At 43.0% G+C, this 21,397-nt stretch carries 15 protein-coding genes; 2 read left to right on the forward strand and 13 right to left on the reverse strand.

Annotated features, from left to right (window positions below; all coding sequences use genetic code 11):
• Positions 1-3: 3 nt before the first annotated feature.
• From AC4E8B_RS24885 to AC4E8B_RS24895, 3 genes are read right to left on the reverse strand one after another with little or no spacing between them, the layout of a single operon-like run.
• Complete coding sequence (locus AC4E8B_RS24885) at positions 4-483, reverse strand: helical membrane plugin domain-containing protein (protein ID WP_490216223.1); 480 nt, start codon at positions 481-483, stop codon at positions 4-6.
• Positions 483-3,455: a formate dehydrogenase subunit alpha gene (gene fdhF, locus AC4E8B_RS24890; RefSeq protein WP_490216224.1), complete on the reverse strand. Its 2,973-nt coding sequence runs from the start codon at positions 3,453-3,455 to the stop codon at positions 483-485. Before fdhF ends, AC4E8B_RS24885 begins: the two co-directional genes overlap by 1 nt.
• 51 nt (positions 3,456-3,506) lie before the next feature.
• Positions 3,507-4,316, reverse strand: a complete 810-nt coding sequence (locus tag AC4E8B_RS24895; protein WP_490216225.1) for a formate/nitrite transporter family protein — start codon at positions 4,314-4,316, stop codon at positions 3,507-3,509.
• 807 nt (positions 4,317-5,123) lie between these two features.
• Between AC4E8B_RS24895 and AC4E8B_RS24900 the strand changes: the two genes are divergently transcribed.
• The gene (locus AC4E8B_RS24900) at positions 5,124-6,566 is read left to right on the forward strand and encodes a DEAD/DEAH box helicase (RefSeq protein ID WP_490216226.1); all 1,443 of its coding nucleotides are present in this window, start codon (positions 5,124-5,126) and stop codon (positions 6,564-6,566) included.
• Between the two features lie 50 nt (positions 6,567-6,616).
• On the opposite strand, the gene AC4E8B_RS24905 is transcribed toward AC4E8B_RS24900, so the two are convergent.
• The 5 genes from AC4E8B_RS24905 to AC4E8B_RS24925 all read right to left on the reverse strand — a co-directional run bounded on the left by AC4E8B_RS24905 (position 6,617) and on the right by AC4E8B_RS24925 (position 13,336).
• The gene (locus AC4E8B_RS24905; protein WP_490216227.1) at positions 6,617-7,864 is read right to left on the reverse strand and encodes a TerD family protein; all 1,248 of its coding nucleotides are present in this window, start codon (positions 7,862-7,864) and stop codon (positions 6,617-6,619) included.
• A 297-nt stretch (positions 7,865-8,161) separates the two neighbouring features.
• Positions 8,162-9,412 carry a DUF2254 domain-containing protein gene (locus AC4E8B_RS24910; RefSeq protein ID WP_490216228.1) on the reverse strand — a complete coding sequence of 417 codons (1,251 nt, stop codon included), beginning with the start codon at positions 9,410-9,412 and terminating at the stop codon, positions 8,162-8,164.
• A gap of 170 nt (positions 9,413-9,582) precedes the next feature.
• Entirely contained in the window at positions 9,583-10,815 is a 1,233-nt protein-coding gene (locus AC4E8B_RS24915) for an L-lactate MFS transporter (protein WP_490216229.1), read from the reverse strand.
• 128 nt (positions 10,816-10,943) lie between these two features.
• Positions 10,944-11,672 (reverse strand): LytR/AlgR family response regulator transcription factor, encoded by a 729-nt coding sequence (locus AC4E8B_RS24920; RefSeq protein WP_490216230.1) that lies wholly within the window; start codon positions 11,670-11,672, stop codon positions 10,944-10,946.
• Entirely contained in the window at positions 11,669-13,336 is a 1,668-nt protein-coding gene (locus tag AC4E8B_RS24925; protein WP_490216231.1) for a LytS/YhcK type 5TM receptor domain-containing protein, read from the reverse strand. Before AC4E8B_RS24925 ends, AC4E8B_RS24920 begins: the two co-directional genes overlap by 4 nt.
• 437 nt (positions 13,337-13,773) lie before the next feature.
• Here AC4E8B_RS24925 and AC4E8B_RS24930 point away from each other — a divergent pair, with 437 nt between their 5' ends.
• A complete protein-coding gene (locus tag AC4E8B_RS24930; protein WP_490216232.1) occupies positions 13,774-15,021 on the forward strand; it encodes a DUF4153 domain-containing protein in 1,248 nt (415 codons plus the stop codon).
• Between the two features lie 68 nt (positions 15,022-15,089).
• Here AC4E8B_RS24930 and AC4E8B_RS24935 read toward each other — a convergent pair whose 3' ends face one another.
• The 5 genes from AC4E8B_RS24935 to AC4E8B_RS24955 form a co-directional block, all read right to left on the reverse strand.
• Positions 15,090-16,391: a GGDEF domain-containing protein gene (locus AC4E8B_RS24935; protein WP_490216233.1), complete on the reverse strand. Its 1,302-nt coding sequence runs from the start codon at positions 16,389-16,391 to the stop codon at positions 15,090-15,092.
• 317 nt (positions 16,392-16,708) lie between these two features.
• Entirely contained in the window at positions 16,709-17,746 is a 1,038-nt protein-coding gene (locus tag AC4E8B_RS24940; protein ID WP_490216234.1) for a Gfo/Idh/MocA family protein, read from the reverse strand.
• 10 nt (positions 17,747-17,756) lie between these two features.
• The gene (locus AC4E8B_RS24945) at positions 17,757-18,734 is read right to left on the reverse strand and encodes an ABC transporter permease (protein WP_490216235.1); all 978 of its coding nucleotides are present in this window, start codon (positions 18,732-18,734) and stop codon (positions 17,757-17,759) included.
• Complete coding sequence (locus AC4E8B_RS24950; protein WP_490216236.1) at positions 18,727-20,217, reverse strand: sugar ABC transporter ATP-binding protein; 1,491 nt, start codon at positions 20,215-20,217, stop codon at positions 18,727-18,729. The genes AC4E8B_RS24945 and AC4E8B_RS24950 overlap by 8 nt, the downstream gene beginning before the upstream one ends.
• A gap of 100 nt (positions 20,218-20,317) precedes the next feature.
• Complete coding sequence (locus tag AC4E8B_RS24955) at positions 20,318-21,280, reverse strand: substrate-binding domain-containing protein (protein WP_490216237.1); 963 nt, start codon at positions 21,278-21,280, stop codon at positions 20,318-20,320.
• Positions 21,281-21,397: the final 117 nt, after the last annotated feature.

Genomic DNA, 21,397 nt, shown 5'->3' on the forward strand with positions numbered 1-21,397 from the left:
GGCTTAGTCTTTTAAGCCTTCTCCCATACCTTTTAATAGATTGAATCCAAACCCTACCACACGATTGATATCAGGATCTTTCAAGGCCTTCATTAAGTCAAAGACTCCGATTTTGCTATCCTCTTTTAATCCCTGCTCAGCCTTTTTCATTCCTGCTATCAAGCTTTTTGACAGCTTGGCTGTTGTCTCTGGATCAAGCTGGGTGAGGATGCCTCCTGCTGCCATCGCGTTATTGATCATGTTCGTAACAGGCTCGCGTGTCAGCTGGCCGATTGCAGCATGTGCTGCTTTCTCTTTTGCTTTTAAAAGGCTTCCTGCAGCATCCAGGATCCCGCTGTCATGCAATTCCTGCAGGAGAGCCAATGTCTCAAGCAGCGAATCTTTATTTTCCGCAATCCCTGAGAGAAGATTCTCCAGGGATTGCTGCTTCAATTGTTCTTCTGTCAGTTCTGTCTTTTGAATGACGCTTATCGGTTTTGCCATCAGGCATTCCTCCTGTCATAGGTACCAGGACTGATATGTTCGTTGACACTCGCAATCGGAACATAATCTCCGCGTTCCCACTTGCGGTAAATTTCAAGACCCATTTGCGGTGTGCGTTCCGCATAGCGGGGATTGTACTTCGGAAGAGGATTCTCTCCATTCAGCTGGAGGATCTCCATCCGCACCTTCACTTGCTTGTAGGCAGGTGTATGTGTGACAACGTCAACCGCACCGCCAGTCAGGAGGTTGACTGCACTTTCATGGCTTGAGGAGTGCATCGGCACATAGACCGTTTTTCCAACAACGCGATCGGTTACAAGGACCGGCAGCTTGATCGCACCATATGGCGAGATCAGGCGGACAAGTGAACCATCCTCTACGCCGCGTTCTTTTGCAAGCTCCGGAGATACCTCCACGAACACTTTAGGGAATTTATAGTTCAGCCCCTCTGATTTATGAGTCATGTTTCCTTCATGGAAATGTTCAAGCAATCGTCCATTATCCAATGATAGATCAAATTCATCCGGGAACACCATTGGCGGTACATAATCGAACAATCCGAAGCGTGCTTTTTTATCAGGGAAATTAAAGCCGTCCTGGAAAAGAAGCGGTGTGTTCGAGCCATCCTGTGATCCCCAGTGGAAGCTGTTCCAGCCTTCAAGAACATCATAGCTGCACTGGCTGAAGAACGGTGTCAGGTTTGCCATTTCATCAAAAATCTCGCTTGGATGACTGTAATTCCACTCATAGCCCATCTTTTTAGCCAGCTGAGTAAGAATCCACCAGTCCGGTTTGCTGTTGCCCAGCGGCTCTAATGCTTTGTATAAGCGCTGAACGCGGCGTTCTGTATTTGTAAATGTCCCATCTTTTTCAAGAGAAGGAGCACCTGGCAGAATGACATCAGCAAATTGGGCGGTTGTAGTTAAGAAAATTTCCTGCACTACAAGGAAATCCAGCTTCTCAAGCATGGCCTGTGTATGGTTCGAGTCAGCATCCACCCATGCCATATCCTCACCGGCAACAAACATCGCCTTCAGATTGCCTTTATCTACTTCTCCAAGCATTTCAATATTATCAAGCCCTGGGTTTTCAGGCAGTTCTACGCCCCAGGCTTTCTCGAATTTTTCACGTAATTCTTTATTTGTCACAGACTGATAGCCCGGGAAGATATTAGGCATCGTTCCCATATCGGCAGCACCCTGAACATTATTATGTCCGCGCAGCGGGTAAGCGCCGGCGTTCGGACGCATCATGTTTCCAGTGGCAAGAAGCATGTTCGCAATCGCAACTGAAGTGTGGGAGCCAGCGATATTCTGTGTAACGCCCATTCCCCAGCAGACGACTGTTCCGTCTGCGTCACGGATCATTTCAGCCATTTCTTTTAATGTTGCAACAGAAATGCCTGTAATGCTTTCAGCTTCTTCAAGCGTATAAGACTCAATCATGCTCAAGAACTCATCATACTGATTCACATGTTCTGTAATGAATTTCGCATCATGCCAGCCCTGGTCAATCATATACTTTGTGATAGCAGAAAGCCATACAAAGTCAGTACCTTGCTTTGGACGTACAAACAAGTCTGCACGGTCACCCATTTCATGCCTGCGCACATCCACGGTGATCAATTTCTGGCCGTGAAGCTTCTGCGCACGCTTGATGCGTGTTGCAAGGACTGGATGTCCTTCTGCCGGAGCACAGCCTACCAGGATGACAAGCCCTGCACCTGCAATATCCTTGATTGTTCCAGAGTCGCCGCCGATGCCTCCTGTTTGCTGCAGTCCCCATGATGCAGGCGACTGGCAGTAGCGGGAGCAGTTGTCGACATTATGTGTGCCGAACACCTGGCGGGCCAGCTTCTGGATCAGATAGTTTTCTTCATTCGTGATTTTAGAAGATGAAATGAAACCTAATGCATCACTTCCGTAAGTATCTTTGATCTCTCCAAGATTCTTGGCCACATGAGAAAGAGCTTCATCCCAGCTTGCTTCAACAAAGACATCGCCTTTACGGATCAATGGTGTAGTGATGCGTTCCTGGGAATTGACAAAGTCCCAGCCAAACTTGCCTTTTACACAAGTAGAAACGCTGTTGACCGGCGCATTCTCTGATGGTTCAATTTTAAGGATTTCACGGTCTTTTGTCCAAACTTCAAATGAACAGCCGACACCGCAGAAAGTACAAACTGTTTTCGTTTTCTCGATTTTCGTTTCACGCATCGCTGCTTCTACTTCTGAAACGGCCATGATGGTTTGATAATCCGGTTCAACTGCTTTAACAAGGTCGATCATTGGTGTAAGCAGGTCATCAGACATGCTTGTCATGAAGCCTGCGTTGCCAAGCATTGATTTTTCCATCAAAGCATTGCATGGGCATACGGATACACATTGTCCGCAGGATACACAAGAGGATTCGTTGATGCTTTTTCCTCCGTCCCATAATACGCGCGGCTGCCCTGTTTCCCAATCAATGGTCAGCGTTTCATTCACCTGGAGATCCTGGCAGGTTTCCACACAGCGGCCGCACAGGATGCATTGGTCAGGATCATAGCGGTAAAACGGATGGGACATATCGACTTCATAGCCCTTAGAGCGATGCGGCCGTGTCTGGTGTTCAATCCCCATCATTTCTGCTGTATTATGTACACGGCAATTGCCATTGTTGTTATCACAAACCGTGCAGTATAGGAGATGATTTTCTAAAATGCGGTCCATTGCTTCCTCTTGGGCGCCTTTGGCGATTTCAGAAGAGGTGGCAATGTCCATGCCGTCTTCCACCACTGTAGAGCACGCACGCATCAGATTGCCATTCACTTCACACATACATGTATCACAGCTCTGCACCGGACCGAGAACCTCGGAATAGCATATATGCGGATGTTCGATTTCCTGCTGCATCAAATAATCTAAAATACGGGTTCCTTCTTCAACCTGATGTGCTGTTCCGTTAATCAGAACATTCACTTTTTCTCCCACCGTAAAGCCTCCCTAAAAAAATCAAATCTATCCAAAAAACAAGAGTAATGGTCAGCTGGCTTTCTTAATACTTGATCTTGCTGTCACTGCTGAAAGAGAATCCTTGTGAACCATCCAATAAGCCAGGGCTACAAAGACTCCTCCGCCAATTGCGTTTCCAATGGCAACCGGAACAAAGTTGGCTGCATAATCAGCCCATGTGAAACTCCCTGCAAAGATGGCTGCAGGAATGATGAACATATTGGCTACAACGTGCTGGAAGCCGATGGCAACAAACGCCATGATCGGGAACCAGATCGCAAGAATCTTGCCGCCGATATCATCTGCTCCAAAAGCAAGCCAGATGCCTAAACAAACGAGCCAGTTACAGCCTACAGCGGAAATTAGAGTCGGCCAGAATGCCTGGTCTATTTTCGCTCCCGCAACAGCAACCGTTTTAGTCAGAAATGCACCTGTTTCCGTCATTCCAACTACATGCCCAAATAAATAAGCAACAAAGATTGCCCCAATGAAATTACTCAATAAAACCAGCAGCCAGTTTTTGCCCAGCTGCTTGAACGTCGCACGCTTTGCCAGTACAGCCAGCGGCAGTGCCATCATATTGCCTGTCAGCAATTCTCCGCCGGCAATAATGATCAGCATCAAGCCGACCGGGAACACAGCCCCGCCAATCAGCGAGCTTAAAGTGCCCCATTCATGCGGCAGGTCGGCAACAACCCGGATATATAATAAGAAACCTAAAGAAATAAAAGCTCCACCTAAAAATCCTAAAATGAGTGTGTGCGCCGGCCGCATGGCAGCCTTCTTCACCCCAGCTTCAACCGCCATTTCGGCGATCTGCTGTGAACTATGAAATGCCATATTTCTTCCCCCAATTATTGTCTTTATGGTCCACAATACAAAAGGCAATAAGGCTGTCTCTTAGGACCATCTCTCTAGAATCAGCCTGCCGTTTTAAAAGGCATATGACCGGGAACACAAAAAAAGCCCACTATAAAAAGGCCCCATGCTTTTGCATGTACCATTTTACAGTGGGCTGAAAGCTCAGCATTATGTAATACCAGCAAACCTTCCCGCTTCATACGCAATGAAAGATCAGGATGTACAGTCAATGTTAATTAACTAACATCAATGAACTTTTCATCCTCTATAACTTTTTAATTTTATCATAGATTCTTCGATTTGCGAATAGTTCTTGAACTTTTTTACAGGGGATACTGTCTTTAAAGTATCTTTAGGTAAACGATGACTCTGCTGGTTCCTCTATTCGTTGAGGGCTGATGGTTTCTGCTCCAGACACTTCGCTTTCCGCGGGGCGGAGTTGAGCCTCCTCGCGCTTGCGCGCTGTGGGGTCTCAACACTTCCGCTGCGATCCCGCAGGAGTCTGCGTGTCTTCCGCTCCAACCATCAGCGGTTTTTAAATGTAATTTTCGGTTTTAACCTTAAAGGAGTAATCCAAGAAGTTAATAATGCATAAGATCCTAATTTTATAGTCTTTAACCAATGATGATCTGCACAGCGGATACAGATGAAAAGGTGAGGGGGCTGGACTCTTATATCTTGTCCAGCCATTTTCAAGTATAATGAACCATATCAGATCATGCATACAATATTTCTTAAAGAGAATTCTATCCATATGACGAAAAAACAAAAAAACGGGGTTAAATAATGAGTAAAAGTTTTGCGGAGTATCATTTAAGCGAAGAAATACAAAGGGCACTGGGTGTGTTAAAATACGAAACTCCAACAGAGGTACAAAGCAAGGTCATTCCATTGGCGATGGAAAAGCAGGATCTTGTGGTGAAGGCTCAAACCGGAAGCGGGAAGACTGCCTCCTTCGGCATCCCGGTCTGCGATATGCTGGAATGGGAGGAAAAAAGCCCGCAGGCCTTGATTCTTACCCCAACAAGGGAGCTCGCCGTTCAGGTCCGGGAAGATATCACGAATATCGGACGGTTCAAACGCATTAAAGCTGCGGCCGTCTACGGAAAAGAACCTTTTTCTAAGCAAAAAGAAGAATTGAAGCAAAAAACGCATGTTGTCGTTGGTACGCCTGGACGGGTCATGGACCATATCGATCGGGAAACGCTCGTATTGGATAAAATAGAGTATCTGATCATTGATGAAGCGGATGAGATGCTTAACCGAGGGTTCATCGATGAAGTGGAAGCCATCATTAAAGAGCTCCCTTCAGACCGTGTGACCATGGTGTTTTCTGCTACCCTGCCTAAAGATGTTGAGGCTCTTTGCCATAAATATATGAATGATCCTAAGCATATTGAGATTGAATCAACCGGGGTAACGGCCGATACCATTGAACATTCTTTAATAGAAGTGAAACAGGAAGATAAGATTTCACTCCTTAAAGACATCACGGTTACAGAGAATCCGGACAGCTGCCTCATTTTCTGCCGGACCAAAGAACATGTTGATACAGTGTACACTGAACTGGATGCTGCAGGCTATTCTTGTGAGAGGCTCCATGGCGGACTGGAGCAGGAAGACCGTTTCTCTGTTATGGAAGGCTTTAAAATGGGGAACTTCCGCTACCTGGTTGCCACCGATGTAGCTGCCAGAGGAATCGACATTGACAATGTGAGCCTTGTCATCAACTATGATGTTCCGATGGAAAAAGAAAGCTATGTCCACCGCACCGGGAGAACCGGCCGTGCCGGCAACAAAGGAAAAGCCATTACGTTTGCAACACCTTTTGAAGGTAAATTCATAAGTGCGATTGAAAGGTACATCGGCTTCGAAATTCCTGTCATAGAAGCGCCCAGCCAGCAGGATGTGGCTGCCGGGAAAGCTGCCTTCGAAGAAAAAATCAATGGCAGACAGGTCGTCAGAAACAATAAAACAGCCCGAATCAACCAGGATATCATAAAGCTTCATTTCAGCGGCGGTAAAAAGAAGAAAATCCGCGCCGTCGATTTTGTCGGAACCATCGCCAAAATTCCTGGCGTCACAGCAGACGATATCGGCATCATCACTATCCATGATCAGATGTCTTATGTTGATATCCTGAATGGAAAAGGCTCGCTTGTTCTGCAGGCTATGGAGAATGCGACGGTTAAGGGGAAGAAATTGAAGGTCAGCAAGGCGATTAAATAAGAGCCAAGGGGACAGACCCCTTGGCTCTTTTGTGTATTCAGCAGCTATCTCTATTTGTAATCATTGATCGGTCCCTGATCCATCAGTACCTCTACCATATTTGAAGGCCCCATCTTAAGTTTAGGTCTGAACTCTGAGTTGGGTGCACTATAAAGCTCTAAGGGACTTATCATCACTCCATCTTCGGTATTATGGAGTATTCCTGGTACACAGGTATAAATAGTATCATTATTATTCGCATTCTTGGAGGAAATGGTAACTGAAGTTCCGCTGTGATTATCAATACTCATGGATACCTTGTATCTGTAGAATGACCCTGTCCCGTTTGACTGAGCAGAGTAAACAACAGGCACCACTGCCAGGATATCATTCGTCAGCCTTAGTTTAATGATTTCTTTCTTTGTGGATCCGCTGAATCTCCCGACATCCCCCATATGTTCCACTGCTCCATTGCCAAACCGGCTTAGAGGCGGTGTTCCCTGAGCCCCAAACATAGCTACATCTACCTGCTTGCCATTCCTTGTATAAACTAAAGCATATATATCATAATCTGTCCCTGTCTTCCAGGATACTGTCGCCGTAATTTCCGGTGTTTTCTCAATTAAAACCGGCTTTTGGCCTTTATCCAGATTTATTTTCCCTTTAGCTTTTTCAAGGCTTACCGGCGGCAGGGAATTTGAGCTGCTTTTCTTTTCAGGGACTGATTGTGTTGTAGCAGGTTCTTTTAGAGCTTGTTTATTAATTGCTTTAGGTTCAGCAGGCTGTACTTGCTCCTCAGGATCAACCTCAACACCGTAATTTTTGCATAAACCTTCAAGGCCGGAATCAAATCCCCGCCACACTGATTTTGCCTTTGTCTGGCCATTCCTTACATATAATTCTAGTACTACTATTCCATTTTCATTTTTAAAAACAGATGGGACAAATTGAATCACATCAGCACCTGCACTGATCTCTGCTCTTAAATTCTTTACATTAGAAAAGCCGGTATGATGATCCTCGGTAAGCGTAATCGCTATTTTAGTAATGCCTGCCGGGAGTTTACTCATGTCAAAATCAATTTTATGTACCTTTGTATGGCCCATATTCACAGGCGGCAGCAGCTCAGCCGCTCCGGAAATACTTTTTGGCTGATTATAAAATATAATCCCGCTGTCTCCTTGTACCTTGTCTGAATCAGTCAACAGAAAAGCAGTTAAGGAAACATCTATCGTATTGGACATTTCGCAGCTGACAGTAACAGTCCCCTTTGGAGAACTCAAAACGGCATTTGCTCCCATCTGAAGCAATGAATTCATATAAACCAACCCTTCTCATAAATGCATTGATAATCTAACTTTTTTTGCTATTTACTATAAAACTATCTGGCGGACCAGGTAATCTGGCATAAAAAATGCTATACACTCAATTATATCAAATGAATGTAGCAGCCACCTTTTTTTTCCATATTAAAAAGGGCTACTATAAAGAAAGTACGGAACTTTTTATATATGAAAAAGATATCGGGGAAAAATACAGCAGCAATGGAGCTTCGGAAAAAAAGTAACAAGTAAAGAACCCGGCCTTATAAGCGGGGTTCTTTACTTTATCCTCCCTCATTCTTCAACAAGGGAGGCTTTATCCAATTCATCCTTTTCGGATACGGTAAGTGCAGCAGTTTCTACTTGTTCTTTCAGATAATCTGCGAACTTATCAAGGCTCTTGCGTATTGCCGGGCCGCTGCCTGTGCCAATTTCTTCAAGCGCCTTGAAAATCGCATGCATGACTGAAAAATCATCTTTCGCGTAGTGGCTGATCTGTCTGAAGGAAGTATTCAAAAGGTTTTCAAATGACCAATGCGGAATGATGACCTTCATTCTTCCTTCATCATCAGAAATGGCTTTAACTTCCCCATTTAAACGGCTGGCTGCAGACAGGCATACACTTAAGTAATTGATGCACTGGATGGCTGTATTGGGATCATTGATTCCCGGAGATACCGCCCTCAAGGCCACCTCAGCAATCTTCTGCAGACCAAATTCCACATCACTATAGGTGGTCCTCTCTGTCCCTACAATAACAGCATCCTCAAGGCCTTCCGGAATTTTCCCCTGATTGTGGACACAAAGCAGATCATGCTTTTCCGTGACAAAATGGCCGATTGGCTTGAGGACTTCAATGACACTGCCCTGTTCAGCAGCATGCTGCATCAGCTTGTCTTCATCAATATACTGAATATAGCCAAATCGTTTGGCCTTTACAGCTTTTGCTTCAATGACAACCGACGGACGGACCTGCAGGAGGGAAATATGGTCATCTTCCTCAAAATTTTCTTTTTCCTGCTTGATCATATCCAATGCATCATCCGCAAGCCTTTTAATCAGCTTGCCGACCTGGATGGATGTGGCAACATGGTAGATGAAATAGGCGAAGAAGGCGAGGCATATAAATGCAATGATTACACCAATAGAAGCAGATGCCACCGAATTCCCAACAGATTCCCTTATAAACAGCAGCGTAAATATACAATAAACAAATCCGCCAATAAAGACCCCCAGCACCCTCATCGTCACCGGGTCCTGAATAAAGTTTTCCAGCGTCCTTGGCGAAAATTGAGAAGAATATGTAGTTAACACAACCATGGTGGTAGAAAAAGTAATGGTGGTCATGGTCAATAACGAACCGGCAATAGTCCCAAGAATCGTTTTTCCCAAATCCAGCCCCACCAGAAAGATCTCTGGATAAAATGCGTTCAAATAGTAATCAACATATACGACAACAATTGCAAGAACCAAAGCCGCAATCGTATAAACAGCGGGAATGAACCATGTACCTTCCTTAATCTTAAATAAGAACTGCTTAAACAATCCCCTCCCCCTTTCTTAAGTGCTTTTTTATTGCTTTTGCCCTAAAACGGCTTCTGTAAAACAAAAAAGCCAAGGGGACAGGTCCCTTGGCTCTTTTTTAGAATGATACCCAACCACAGCACATTAATACACTAACGTATTGTGAATCAGGCACCGATTTTGACACTATTTTATCCAACTCTAGAATGAGCCTCCAACTTCATTTTCCCCTGTTCCTTACGCTTCTTGCCCTCACTAGGCGGCTTAATGGTCAATGCGATCACCAGGGAGACGATGCATAGCGCTCCAATAACCGTAAACGTTGCCTGGAATCCACCAAGTACAGCGGCTACGATCGAGCCCGCCAAAGCACCGATTCCGAAGCCCTGGTAGATCACGCCATAGTTCTTGCTTTGGTTCTTCAGTCCGAAGAAGTCTGCCACGATGGCTGGGAATACGGTGATGTTTCCGCCAAAGCAGAAGGCGATTGCTGCCACACAGGCGAAGAAGATTGGGAAGTTCAATGGAACAAAGCTTAAGACTGCGACTGCAATGGCAGTGACCAGAAGTGTTCCGGAAATGACTTCCATCCGGCCAATTTTATCTGACAGTGCACCCAGAACGATTCGGCCTGTTGTATTAAAGATCGCCACCAGCGCGACTGCATTCGCTGCTGTAGCTGCATTAAGCCCGGCTAGACTGACTCCAATGTCTTTGACAATCCCGACCAGGTATAACCCGCTCATACATGCTGTGAAGAAGATCACAAACAGCATGTATGCCTGCTTCGTTTTCAGCATTTCTTTTACTGTATAATCTTTTTGCTTTGATGTTGCCTTCGCAGTGCTGTCTGCCGTGTCTTTAGCTTCTTTCAGTAAAAATGACCCGCCAACGACCATGACCAGGACAATCGTTCCCCATAAGAGGAAGGCAGTGGAAACACCGAATGATGCAATAAAGCTGGCATTCACATATTTAAAGATGAGGCTGCCTGTCCCAAATGCCCCAACGGAAATCCCTGAGATCAAGCCTTTTTTCTCCGGGAACCATTTGATCAGATTGCTTAATGTTGTGATATAAGCTGTACCATCTGCGAATCCTACAATCACTCCTGCTACGGCGTACAGCATCCATAATGAGGATACCTGTGAGCTGAGGATTAACCCTACGCCGAGTAAAATACCCGCTGCGGCCACCAAACGGCGAAGGCCCCATCTATCCTGCAGCTTCCCTGAGAACAGGGTCGCAAATGCTAAAGCAAAGCTTGTTATGGAAAAAGTAACGGCTGTTGCACTCAATTCCCAGCCAAATTTGTCAACTAGAGGCTGATTGAACAGGCTCCAAGTATAAATAGTTCCTAAACCCATCTGTACGATAATCGTACCAATGATGATAAGAAGTCGATTGGGATTACGTTCTTTCATTCGAATCTCCTCTTTTCTAAGCGGTTTCAAAATCTTAAGTAGTGGTTTCTATACTTGAATTCTACCGCTGAAAAAGAGAATTAAATCGCTTTCAGAACGAAATGCCTGATATTCGGAATAAACGGCATCTACAAATTCATAATCTGCCGGAACGCTTTGGACTTGCTTCTGCTGACCGGTATTTCCGCCTTTACACCCTTCAGCTTCAGCACATACGTATTATTGAACCATGGCACAATCTCATGGATCTTGGATAGATTCACACTGTAAGAGCGGTGGCATCTGAAAAAGAGATCCTGAGGCAGGCTGTCATGGAATTCTGTAATCGACATCGGCATCGTATACTCTTCCGATTCTGTGTAAACAAGGGTGATTTTCTCACTTGCTTCTGCATAATAAATCTCATTTACATCCGTCACGATGATATTTTCATTTTTCCTGAGATTAATACGGCGATTGCGGTCCTGCGGAATCTCTTCCTGCGTTTGTCTGCCCTTCTGGAAAGCCGCTTCCAGTTTTGACAGCATAGCCGCAATCCTTTTTTCCTCATAAGGCTTTAAAATATAATCAAAAGCCTCCAGCTCGAATGCCTGTGCCGCATGCTCCTTATAAGCTGTCGTAAAAATGATATATGGCTTCTTCGCAAACTTGCTGATGCTTCCCGCCAGCAGCATCCCATCCAATGAGGGAATATTGATATCCAGGAAGATGGCATCCACCTCTTCCTCCTGAAGAAACTTCAGCACATCCAGTCCATCTTCAAAAGTGGCCACAATCTCGATATTGCTATGAGTATCCACTAAATATTCCAGCTCTTCCTTCGCCGGAATTTCATCTTCTACTATGATCGCTCTCATGATGGCTCCTTACTTATATCAAAATAAACCTCCGTGCCCGGATTCAGCCTGTGAATCACCAGCTCGGTCCCATAAATTAATTTCACCCGCTGATGCACATTAAAAAGGCCAATCTGCTTGGAAGAAACCTCCCCTTTATGCAATCGGTCAATCACTTCCTGGTCAATTCCCTTTCCTGTATCCCGGACACTCACTCGAATTTTATCTTCAAATTCTTTAATGGAAATCGTCACACTGCCAGGCCCTTTCTGTTTTAAAATGCCATGGACCACGGCATTTTCCACTAAAGGCTGGATCAGCAGGCTCGGCAGTTTCAAATGGAGATCGTCTATATCATAAACAACCTGAAGACGTTCACCAAACCTCGCTTTTTCTATTTTAATATAATTTCTCACCTGCTCAAGTGCCGTTTGAACATCAATCAGTTCTTCGCCGACTTCCAAATTATAGCGCATATATCCAGACAGACTGATGATCAGTTCCCTTGCTTTCTCAGGGTCACGCCTTGTCGTTGAAGCAATCGCGTTAAGGGCGTTGAACAAGAAGTGAGGATTGATTTTTGACTGCAAAGCCCTTATCTCCGCTTTATTGGCTTCTTCCTTAATCTGCTCCACTCTTGAAACTTCCATCAAGGTAGAGATGATCTGCGCCAATCCAATAGCCATCGTCTGCAGCGTATTTGTGATCGTATAAGCCTTGCGGTAGTATATCTTCAATGTCCCTGTTATAATGCCCCGCTCCGACAGGGGAATAATCAGCAGGCAATGAATCTGCGGTGTATGATGATCGGCAATATTGTTCCTGATCGTAATCTGCCCATTGCGAATCGTTTCTTTGGTCAAATCACTGATGATCTCCTGCCCAATCCTGTACTTCTCTTCCCCATACCCGACATAAGCAAGAACATCCTTTGTATCCGTGATCGCAACGGCATCTGCCTTGATATCCTCTTGGATGATCCTGCAAATCGTCCGCAGAGATTCTCCGTTAATGGATCGGAAATATGGCAAAGTCTTATTGGCGATATTAAGAGCCAGTTGGGACTGCTGTGCCGCAATCCGCTCTTTCTCTCCTTCCACACTTGCAATCATCAGGATGATCAAACCGATGCTGACCTGCCCCAAAATCATTGGAATTCCGATCTTCGATACAATTGCCACGCCCAGTTCAAAGGAATCAGCCATTGCTAAAATAAGAATCATTGTCAGGGTCTCGCAGAACATCCCGGCGATAATCCCATAAATCCACCGCCTGCTTTTTTTCATATAAACATGTATATAGCCAGCGATAAACCCTGCCAGGATACTCGTAATCAAACACGGAACAGACGTGGCTCCGCCAATATCAATCAAATAGCGGTGCACCCCGGAAATAATCCCTGTTACAATGCCGACCCACGGCCCAAACAGAATTCCCCCGGAGACAATTGCAATCGTCCGGATATTAATAATCGAGCCTTCCACTTCAATCCCCGAATACGTCCCAAAAAGGGCAAACACACAGAAAATCCCCGTCAGCAGCGACAGCTCTACCGGGGAATGATGATCCCTCTGCAAAATCTCCTTAAACTTCGGCACCCTTGCCATAAAAAACAACGTAATCAGCAAAAGCGCCGCCCGCTCGATCAGCCGAATGAGCATTTCTAACTCAGATGAAGCGTACATAATGGTGTGTGGCCTCCTTGGTGCAAAAGTACTTATAAATAAATTCATGAAATAGATGAGGTATTTTGTATTCTTATCATTATTTGTTGGAAAGTTGAGGATAATGCTATTTTAGGGGAAGAAAAAACACAAAGCTATTGATTTGGCTTTGTGGTTGATGTATACCTCTCTAAATGGACCATACCATACTTTGAAAGGCGGCTGACCTCCATTACGTTAATATACTTTACCATACTGGGGACATACACCAATATGTCCTTTTCAGGGCTCATATTGAAAGAAATAAAACAACAAAAATACTTCTATAATTAATAAAAATTTATTGTTAATCAATAAATAAGGTGTTATTATCTAATAAATAATAAAGACATTTAGATTATAAAATTTAGTTTTAACATTGTGATGTAAAGATGACAATGATTAAGGGAGGTATAACCATGGAAAATGAAAATTTGATTATTGAAAACATCGCTGACCCCCATGAGCTGGAGAGACTATATAGAAAAGATCCCAAAGCTTTCAAAGAGTCACTCTTACATGCAAGGGAACAAAATAATGATTCCCAGGTTCTTGCCGTTTGGTATGAGAGATTGCATTTCAAGGAGACGGCACACATAGAAAAAGCTCCCTTGCTTCAGAAAGGTTTCTTATTCATGGGCATTTTAGCCGTTCTGGCCGGGCTCAGCACCAGGATCATATTCCATTATGTCGAACAGCAAGCAATTGCTCCCATTAATCTTGCTTTCGGCATTCTTCCCTTTATTGCCGCCTATTTTGTCTATAATAATACGCCCAAGAAAAGTATTCTTTACACCCTTGCATCGTTGTTCCTAATCTCGGTGGTTTATCTTAATTTGCTGCCATTAAATAATAATGACAGTATTATTCTTGTTTATTTACACCTTCCCATATTCTTATGGGGATTGAGCGGTCTTGCATTTACTGGAAATGAATATTCAAAAGGCTGCACAAGATTGGCATATCTAAAATTTAATGTAGAATTTTGCATACTTTATGCCAGTATGGCCATTAGCGGAATGCTGCTGGCAGCATTAACTATGCAATTATTCAGCTTTGTTGACTTGGATATAGAGGACTTCTATTTTAGAAATGTCGTATTATTTGGCGCTGCCGCTCTCGCTATTGTGGCTGCCTACCTTGTATCAATGAATCTTAAACTTGCCAAAAATATTACACCCTATATAGCCAAAATTTTTAGCCCTCTTGTCCTGGCCACATTATTGACTTATCTGATGACGGTTATCTCGGTCGGAAAAAATCCATTCCTGGACAGAAATTTCCTGATCGTCTTTAACGGAATACTGCTTGTGGTATTGGCTGTTACCATTTTTTCAATAACAGAAAGCAGCACAGACAAGAAAAAGACCATTTCTGACTATATAAATTTTGCCCTGATTGTTCTTGCTCTTATCATTGATAGTGTGGCTCTGTCAGCCATAGTGTTCAGGCTTTCTTCTTATGGGATCACGCCAAACAGACTTGCTGTTTTAGGAGTAAATATACTTATCTGGGGAAATCTGATTTGGATTATGGTCTCCTATATGCGTTTTCTAAAAAACAAAACCGGATCTTCCACCATCCAGGATGCCGTTACTAAGTATTTACCGGTCTACGGCCTTTGGGCAGCTTTCGTTGCATTTACTTTTCCTCTCATTTTTAATTAGAACAAAAACAGGTGCCTGACCTCACACACTTAAACCAATGTGGAGTCAGGCACCTATTTAAAGGCTATTCAGTGATTTACACAAATTTGATTTTTCCCACTCTTTTTCGCTTTATAAAGTGCAGCATCTGCAAGATGAAACAAATCTAGAAATGACGTCACTGTACCACATTTATTATCTGCAACTCCAATACTTACTTGTATTGAAACTAAATTTTCATCTTTATTAATCTTTAAGTTACCTATGGCTTCTTCAATTTGTTTGGCTCTTTTTCGTCCAATTTCCATTGGCACGCCTCTTAAGGTAACAATAAATTCATCTCCACCAAAACGTCCAATTATTTCGCCTTCTTGAAGAATACTTAAACAAGCTTTACTTACTTGTTTTATCACTTCATCGCCAAATAAATGACCATGTTCATCATTAAAATATTTAAAATTATCAATATCAAATACAATACATACAATATTTTCTTCTATTGCTGAAGCTTGGTTTAACCAGTCATTAATAGCCTTTTCAAAATAGTTTCTATTGTATGCCCCTGTTAAAAAGTCAATATTTGCTTTCTTTTCAATAGCTGAAATACTATGCTTAATTTCTAGCTTTAAAGCTGTTAATGATAATTCTCGATCGTTAATATCTTTCAGTAGTGCTATATATTCTTTTTGAACAATATATCCTAAATGAATATCATTCGTTAGATCACACAATCTCATCCGTTCTTCTTGTATTGTTTTTAATAAATACACATCGTTATAGGTTTCTACTAGTTGTTTTGCAATAGTAAAGGATTCATATGCTTCCCTAAATATATTCTGTTTAGCATACCATGCTCCTAATAAATCGAAGTACTGAGATTTTTCTCTTATAAACGAATCTAAAATTGGTGCATTTTCTATTTCATTCATTAAGGTTTTGGATGAATCAAAATCTTCAAGAGCTATGTAAGATTTTGCCAGGTTCAATTTAACTCTTATTTCTAAAATCAAACTTTCAGGTTTATGTAATTTAGCCATTTCAAGACCATATTCAGCCATTTGCAAAGCCTTTTCAAAGTTTTCCTCTTCTAAATATATATGACTAAGGTTGCTATAACCATTGCTAACAATATTGTACTTATTAGTCTTTTTTCCTAATTCAATGCTGAGTCTAAGTGTTTCTTTCGCTTTTTCAAAATCCTTTTTAAACTCATAAAGTAAAAACAATACATTATATAAGTTTACCCAATCTGCTTCATCCCCATATTGATTACAAACTTCACTGTAAGCATCGATGCTATGAAAGGCTTCTTCAATATCTCCGATACAATAGAAGGAGGCGGCCATTACTAAGTTTGCTATCAACAAAGATTTATGGTCATTTAGTTCCATTCCATGATGAAGGAGATTATAGCTTTCCTCGATTGCTTCCTTGTATTTTCCCTCGGCTCTAAGTAAATTTACCTGTTGTTGTAGTGATTCCAATTTTTGTATATCCATACCGCACCCAATTCTATAAAGTAACTAATAAATTTCTTATCACTTGATTAATCCACTCATAGTATATAACAAAATATCCAATAATTGCTTCTAATTGGTAATTAAGAGCGTATAATCATCAGGGTAGATACAAATTTGCCTTTTCATAGAATAGTGCCCGACCCCACACACATGTGGATCAGGCACCTGTTTTTCAATTAACACCCACCTCAGAGAATACTCACAACCCTGCCCGCCTCCGCCGCCTCCATAATTCCCAATATAACTTTAAGAGAAGAGATCGCATCCTCCCCTGTAACTGGCGGAGACTGATCCAGACGCACACAGTCAATAAAGGCATCAATAACACCGCTATTCGTCTGGTTATCATTCGTTTGGATGCTTCCAAGCCTGTAACGGACATTCATGCCATCCTTTGTGATTACTTCTAATTGGCACTGATCGCTATGATAGATTTTTAGAATGCCCTTTTCACAATAAATGATTGTACTGTTATCTTCTTCTCCGTAATAGGTCCAGGAAAAAGAAGCAGTGCCCAGACGTCCTTTTCTCGTTTTTAAATTGCATACGATGTTATCGGGCACTTCAATCGGCTCGCCCTTTTCATTGGTTTTATCGAGGGTCCCCTGGAATGCGCTGACCTGCTCAATTTCGTCATCTAATAAGTAATGGATCAAATCCACTTTGTGAATCCCCAAATCTCCGGCAACACCAAGACCTGAGCGTTCCTTTTTAAAAAACCAGGTCGAATTCGATTTATTGACGCCCCACTGTTCTGGACCTGAGTGTCCAAACGCCGTTTTAAAGGTTAGCACTTTTCCAAGTTCTTTGTTCTCTATGATTTCTTTTGCTTTTTGATGAGCAGCAGTAAACCGCTGATTATGATCGACCATTAATTTTTTCCCGGACTGCCTTTGGGCATCAACTATTTCTTTCGCATGTTCAACGGTAAGAGAAATAGGCTTTTCACATAAGACATGTTTTCCGCTTAATAATGCCTTCCTAGAAAAGATATGATGATATTCATTTGATGAGCAATCGCTGATCACCTGGATTTCAGGATCCTCCATCAGCTCATCAGCGGTACGGGCTGTACTGCCGCCAAACATATTTGCTAATTCTGCTGCCCGTTCTGGATTCCTGTCATAAAAAACAATCCCATCCACATATGGATTGGCTTTATATTCTGGTGCATGCCTTAATTTAGTGATCGAACCACAGCCGATAATTCCCACTTTTATCACCAAAGAATTCCCCCTACTCTCTCTTTTGGAATACGACTGCAATAATAATGATTAATCCCTTAACAAATCCCTGGAGGTGTGGAGAAACATTCATTAAGTTCATCATGTTATTCAAAATCCCTAAGATCAGTACACCAAAAAATGTTCCTATGATTTTACCGCGGCCTCCCGTCATTCTCGTACCGCCAATGATGACTGCAGCAATTGCATCCAGTTCATATTGAACACCTGAACTTGATGAAGAAATAGAATTCAGTCGGGATGTTTCAATGATCGCTGCCACACTGACCAGCAGGCCGGCCAAGCTGTAGACAGCAATTTTTACCCGATCCACCCGAATCGCTGAAAGCAGGGCGGCTTTTTCATTGCTTCCCAGTGCATATACATAACGTCCAAAACGAGTTTTATGCATGAGTATAAAAACAAGTGCTGTCATAACGAAGAAAATGATAACTGGAAAATCGAAAATCCATAAATCACTATTCGCAATAGCTGTGAATCCCTGTACCTCTCCTGAAATGCTTCCGCCTTCTGCTATATAAAGTGCCATGGAACGCGCCGCTGCCATCATTCCTAAAGTAGCAATAAAGGAGGCGATCCTTCCTTTCGCAACCATCAATCCATTTAATAATCCTGTAAAAGAACCAACTAATAAGGCAGCTAAAATGGCTGCAATCATGCTTCCAGTTGCGTTTAAAACCAAAACCGTCATGACGCCGACAAAGGCGAGGACAGAACCAACGGAAAGGTCAATGCCGCCTGACAGCATGACCACGGTCATACCTAAAGCCACAATCCCTATAATGGAGACCTGCATCATGATATTGAGCTGGTTATTGAGATCCAGGAATCTGGGGCTCATAAAGGAGGCTGCAATAAAAATAATTAAGAAGGCAATGATGACGCTGTACTCCGACCATAGCCAGGAGAGGCGGCTTTTTAGAGCTGAATTTTGCGGATTCTTCTCTTTCATGACATTGATATCAGCCAATTTTTTCACCCTCCCTTTTTGAGCCGGTTGCATAGCTCATAATCTCATCCTCCGATACTTCTTCTCCCTCAAAGCATGCTGTAATCTCTCCCTGGTACATCACATAAATATGATGACAGACCTTAAGCACTTCCGGCGCTTCTGAGGATAAAACAATCACGGCTTTTCCTTGTTGTGCTAATGATACAATCTGATGATAAATCTCCTGCTTCGCTCCAACATCAATCCCTTGCGTTGGATTATCAAACACAATGATATCAGTATCTGCCTCAAGCCATTTGGCAATAATAACTTTCTGCTGATTGCCTCCGCTTAATTTGTCGATGGTAATGCTGGGGTTGTGTACTTTGATATTCAGCTGTTCCTTATAAAATTCAAACTTCTCCTTTTCCTTTTTTTCACGGATCAATCCAGCTTTCTCGAAATGCCCGATAGAAGACAAACTCATATTATGAATAACGCTTAAATCTTTAATGATGGCATTCTCTTTTCGGTCCTTTGGAACAAGTCCTAATCCTGACTTTAACGCTTTTCGGGGATGATTTATCTTTACCAGCCGGTTATTAATTCTGACTTCACCGCTGTGCTGTTTCCGATAACCAAATAAGCTCTCAAACAGCTCTGTTCTGCCATCGCCGGCTAAGCCGGTAAATCCTGCTATTTCACCTTTTCTAAGGGTGAAGCTAATGTCTTTATACAATCCCGGGCATGATAGGCTGGTTACATCCAATACCACTGGACCAAGTGTATGGTTATGGGCTAATCGATCTTGAGAAATAGATTTACCGACCATCAGCCTGGTGATTGTCTCTAAGTCCTCTTGTTCAGCACTCCCGGTCCCGACAACTTCTCCATCGCGCAGCACCGTATAACGGCTGCAGATTTCCTTGATCTCCTTTAGCTTATGAGAGATGTAAATAATGGACACGCCTGATTTCTGCAGGTTTCTCATGAGTTCAAACAATCGTTTAACTTCATGTTCAGCTAAAGATGTAGTGGGTTCATCCATAATGATGAGCTTGGATTTATGCAGCAGTGCTTTAGATATTTCAATTAATTGCTTGTAGGAGGTTTCTAGATTTCTGACATATTCCTTCGGATTGATATCAACGCCAAGCTGCGCTAATATTTCATTTGTTTGTCGGCACATTTCTTCTATTTTCAAGAATCCAAATTTATTTCGCAGTTCAGACCCCAGAAACATGTTTTCGTAGACTCTGAGGTCGGAAACTACATTAAGTTCCTGATGGATAAAGCTGATTCCCTGCTCCTGCGACACTCTTGGATTGGTCATTTTGACTTCCATGCCATTTATGTGAATCGAGCCGTTATCAGGCTGATGGATGCCGCCTAAAATGTTCATTAAAGTAGATTTCCCGGCGCCATTTTCACCTAACAGAGCATGGATTTCCCCCTGTTCAACATTTAGAGAAGCCTTTTTCAAGATAGGCACACCGTTGAAGGATTTTTCAATATTGTCCATCGTCATTATAGGATTGGCAGTCATGGCGCTTATCATCCCTCCTCAATAGGAAGGGGATGCAATAACTGTTAAAACAACTATTGCATCCCCTAAAAATCATTTAGAACTTCGACTCTGGATCATAGAACTCATCCACATTATCTTTTGTGACCTGGGTAGCTTCCTTGACTACCATTGCTTCAGCCGGGTCATTGCCCTTTGCGATATCTGCCGCAATTTTGACTGCATCCTTGACCATTGTCGGAGAGTATAAGAAGGTGGCAGTAATTAAGCCATCTGCCTTAATGTCGTCAAACACAGCCTTGCCGCCGCCAGCGCCAGTTACGAATTGAATATCTGTCCGGCCCGCTTCCTTGATAGCCTGCAGTACACCTAGAGCCATCCCATCATCCTGTGTGAACACAGCATCGATTTCTGGGTGTGCCTGCAAGATATTCTGCATAACTTCTAATGACTTTTCAGTTGAGAAATCACCGCTTTGTGAAGCAATCACTTCAATATCCGAGCTCTCCATTGCTTCTTTGAAGCCTGCCCCGCGCTGCTCCGTAACAGAGCTTGGCGGTCCGGTGATTTCAACGACCTTGCCTTTTCCATTTAACTTTTCTACAAAGTATTTTCCGGCATTCACACCGATGCCTTCATTGTCGCCTTTTACGACGACAGTCGCTGCATCGTTTTCAAGCTCACGGTCCACAATGACTAAAGGGATGCCTGCATCTTTAATTTTTTGCCCGACAGGAGAAAGCGCCGCAGATTCAATTGGAAGCATGACAATGACATCCACACCTTGGGCAATTAAATCATCGACATCGTTCGCCTGCTTGTTTGGATCAGCAGCATTCGTCATGACATATTCTATGCCCTCACTCTTAAGGTCCTTTGCCTGCTCTTCCGCGCTATCAATTAAAGCCCCCATCCAGCCATGTGTGGCAGAAGGCAGGGAAATGCCGATCTTCAGCGTATCATCGTCTTTTTTGCCATCGGAACTTCCTGTGTCACTGCTGCATGCTGCCAAACTAAACACTGTCACTAATGATAAAATTAAGACCAGAAATTTCTTCAAAACCATTCACCCCTTTTTTGTATAAGGCTCTCCCTCACTGTAAACGATTACATTTACACCTAAGGTCAGCGATCCGCTATTAACTTATCAAACATATTTTAATAACAGAGCGCTGAC

This window comes from Bacillus sp. SRL543, from assembly GCF_984799205.1.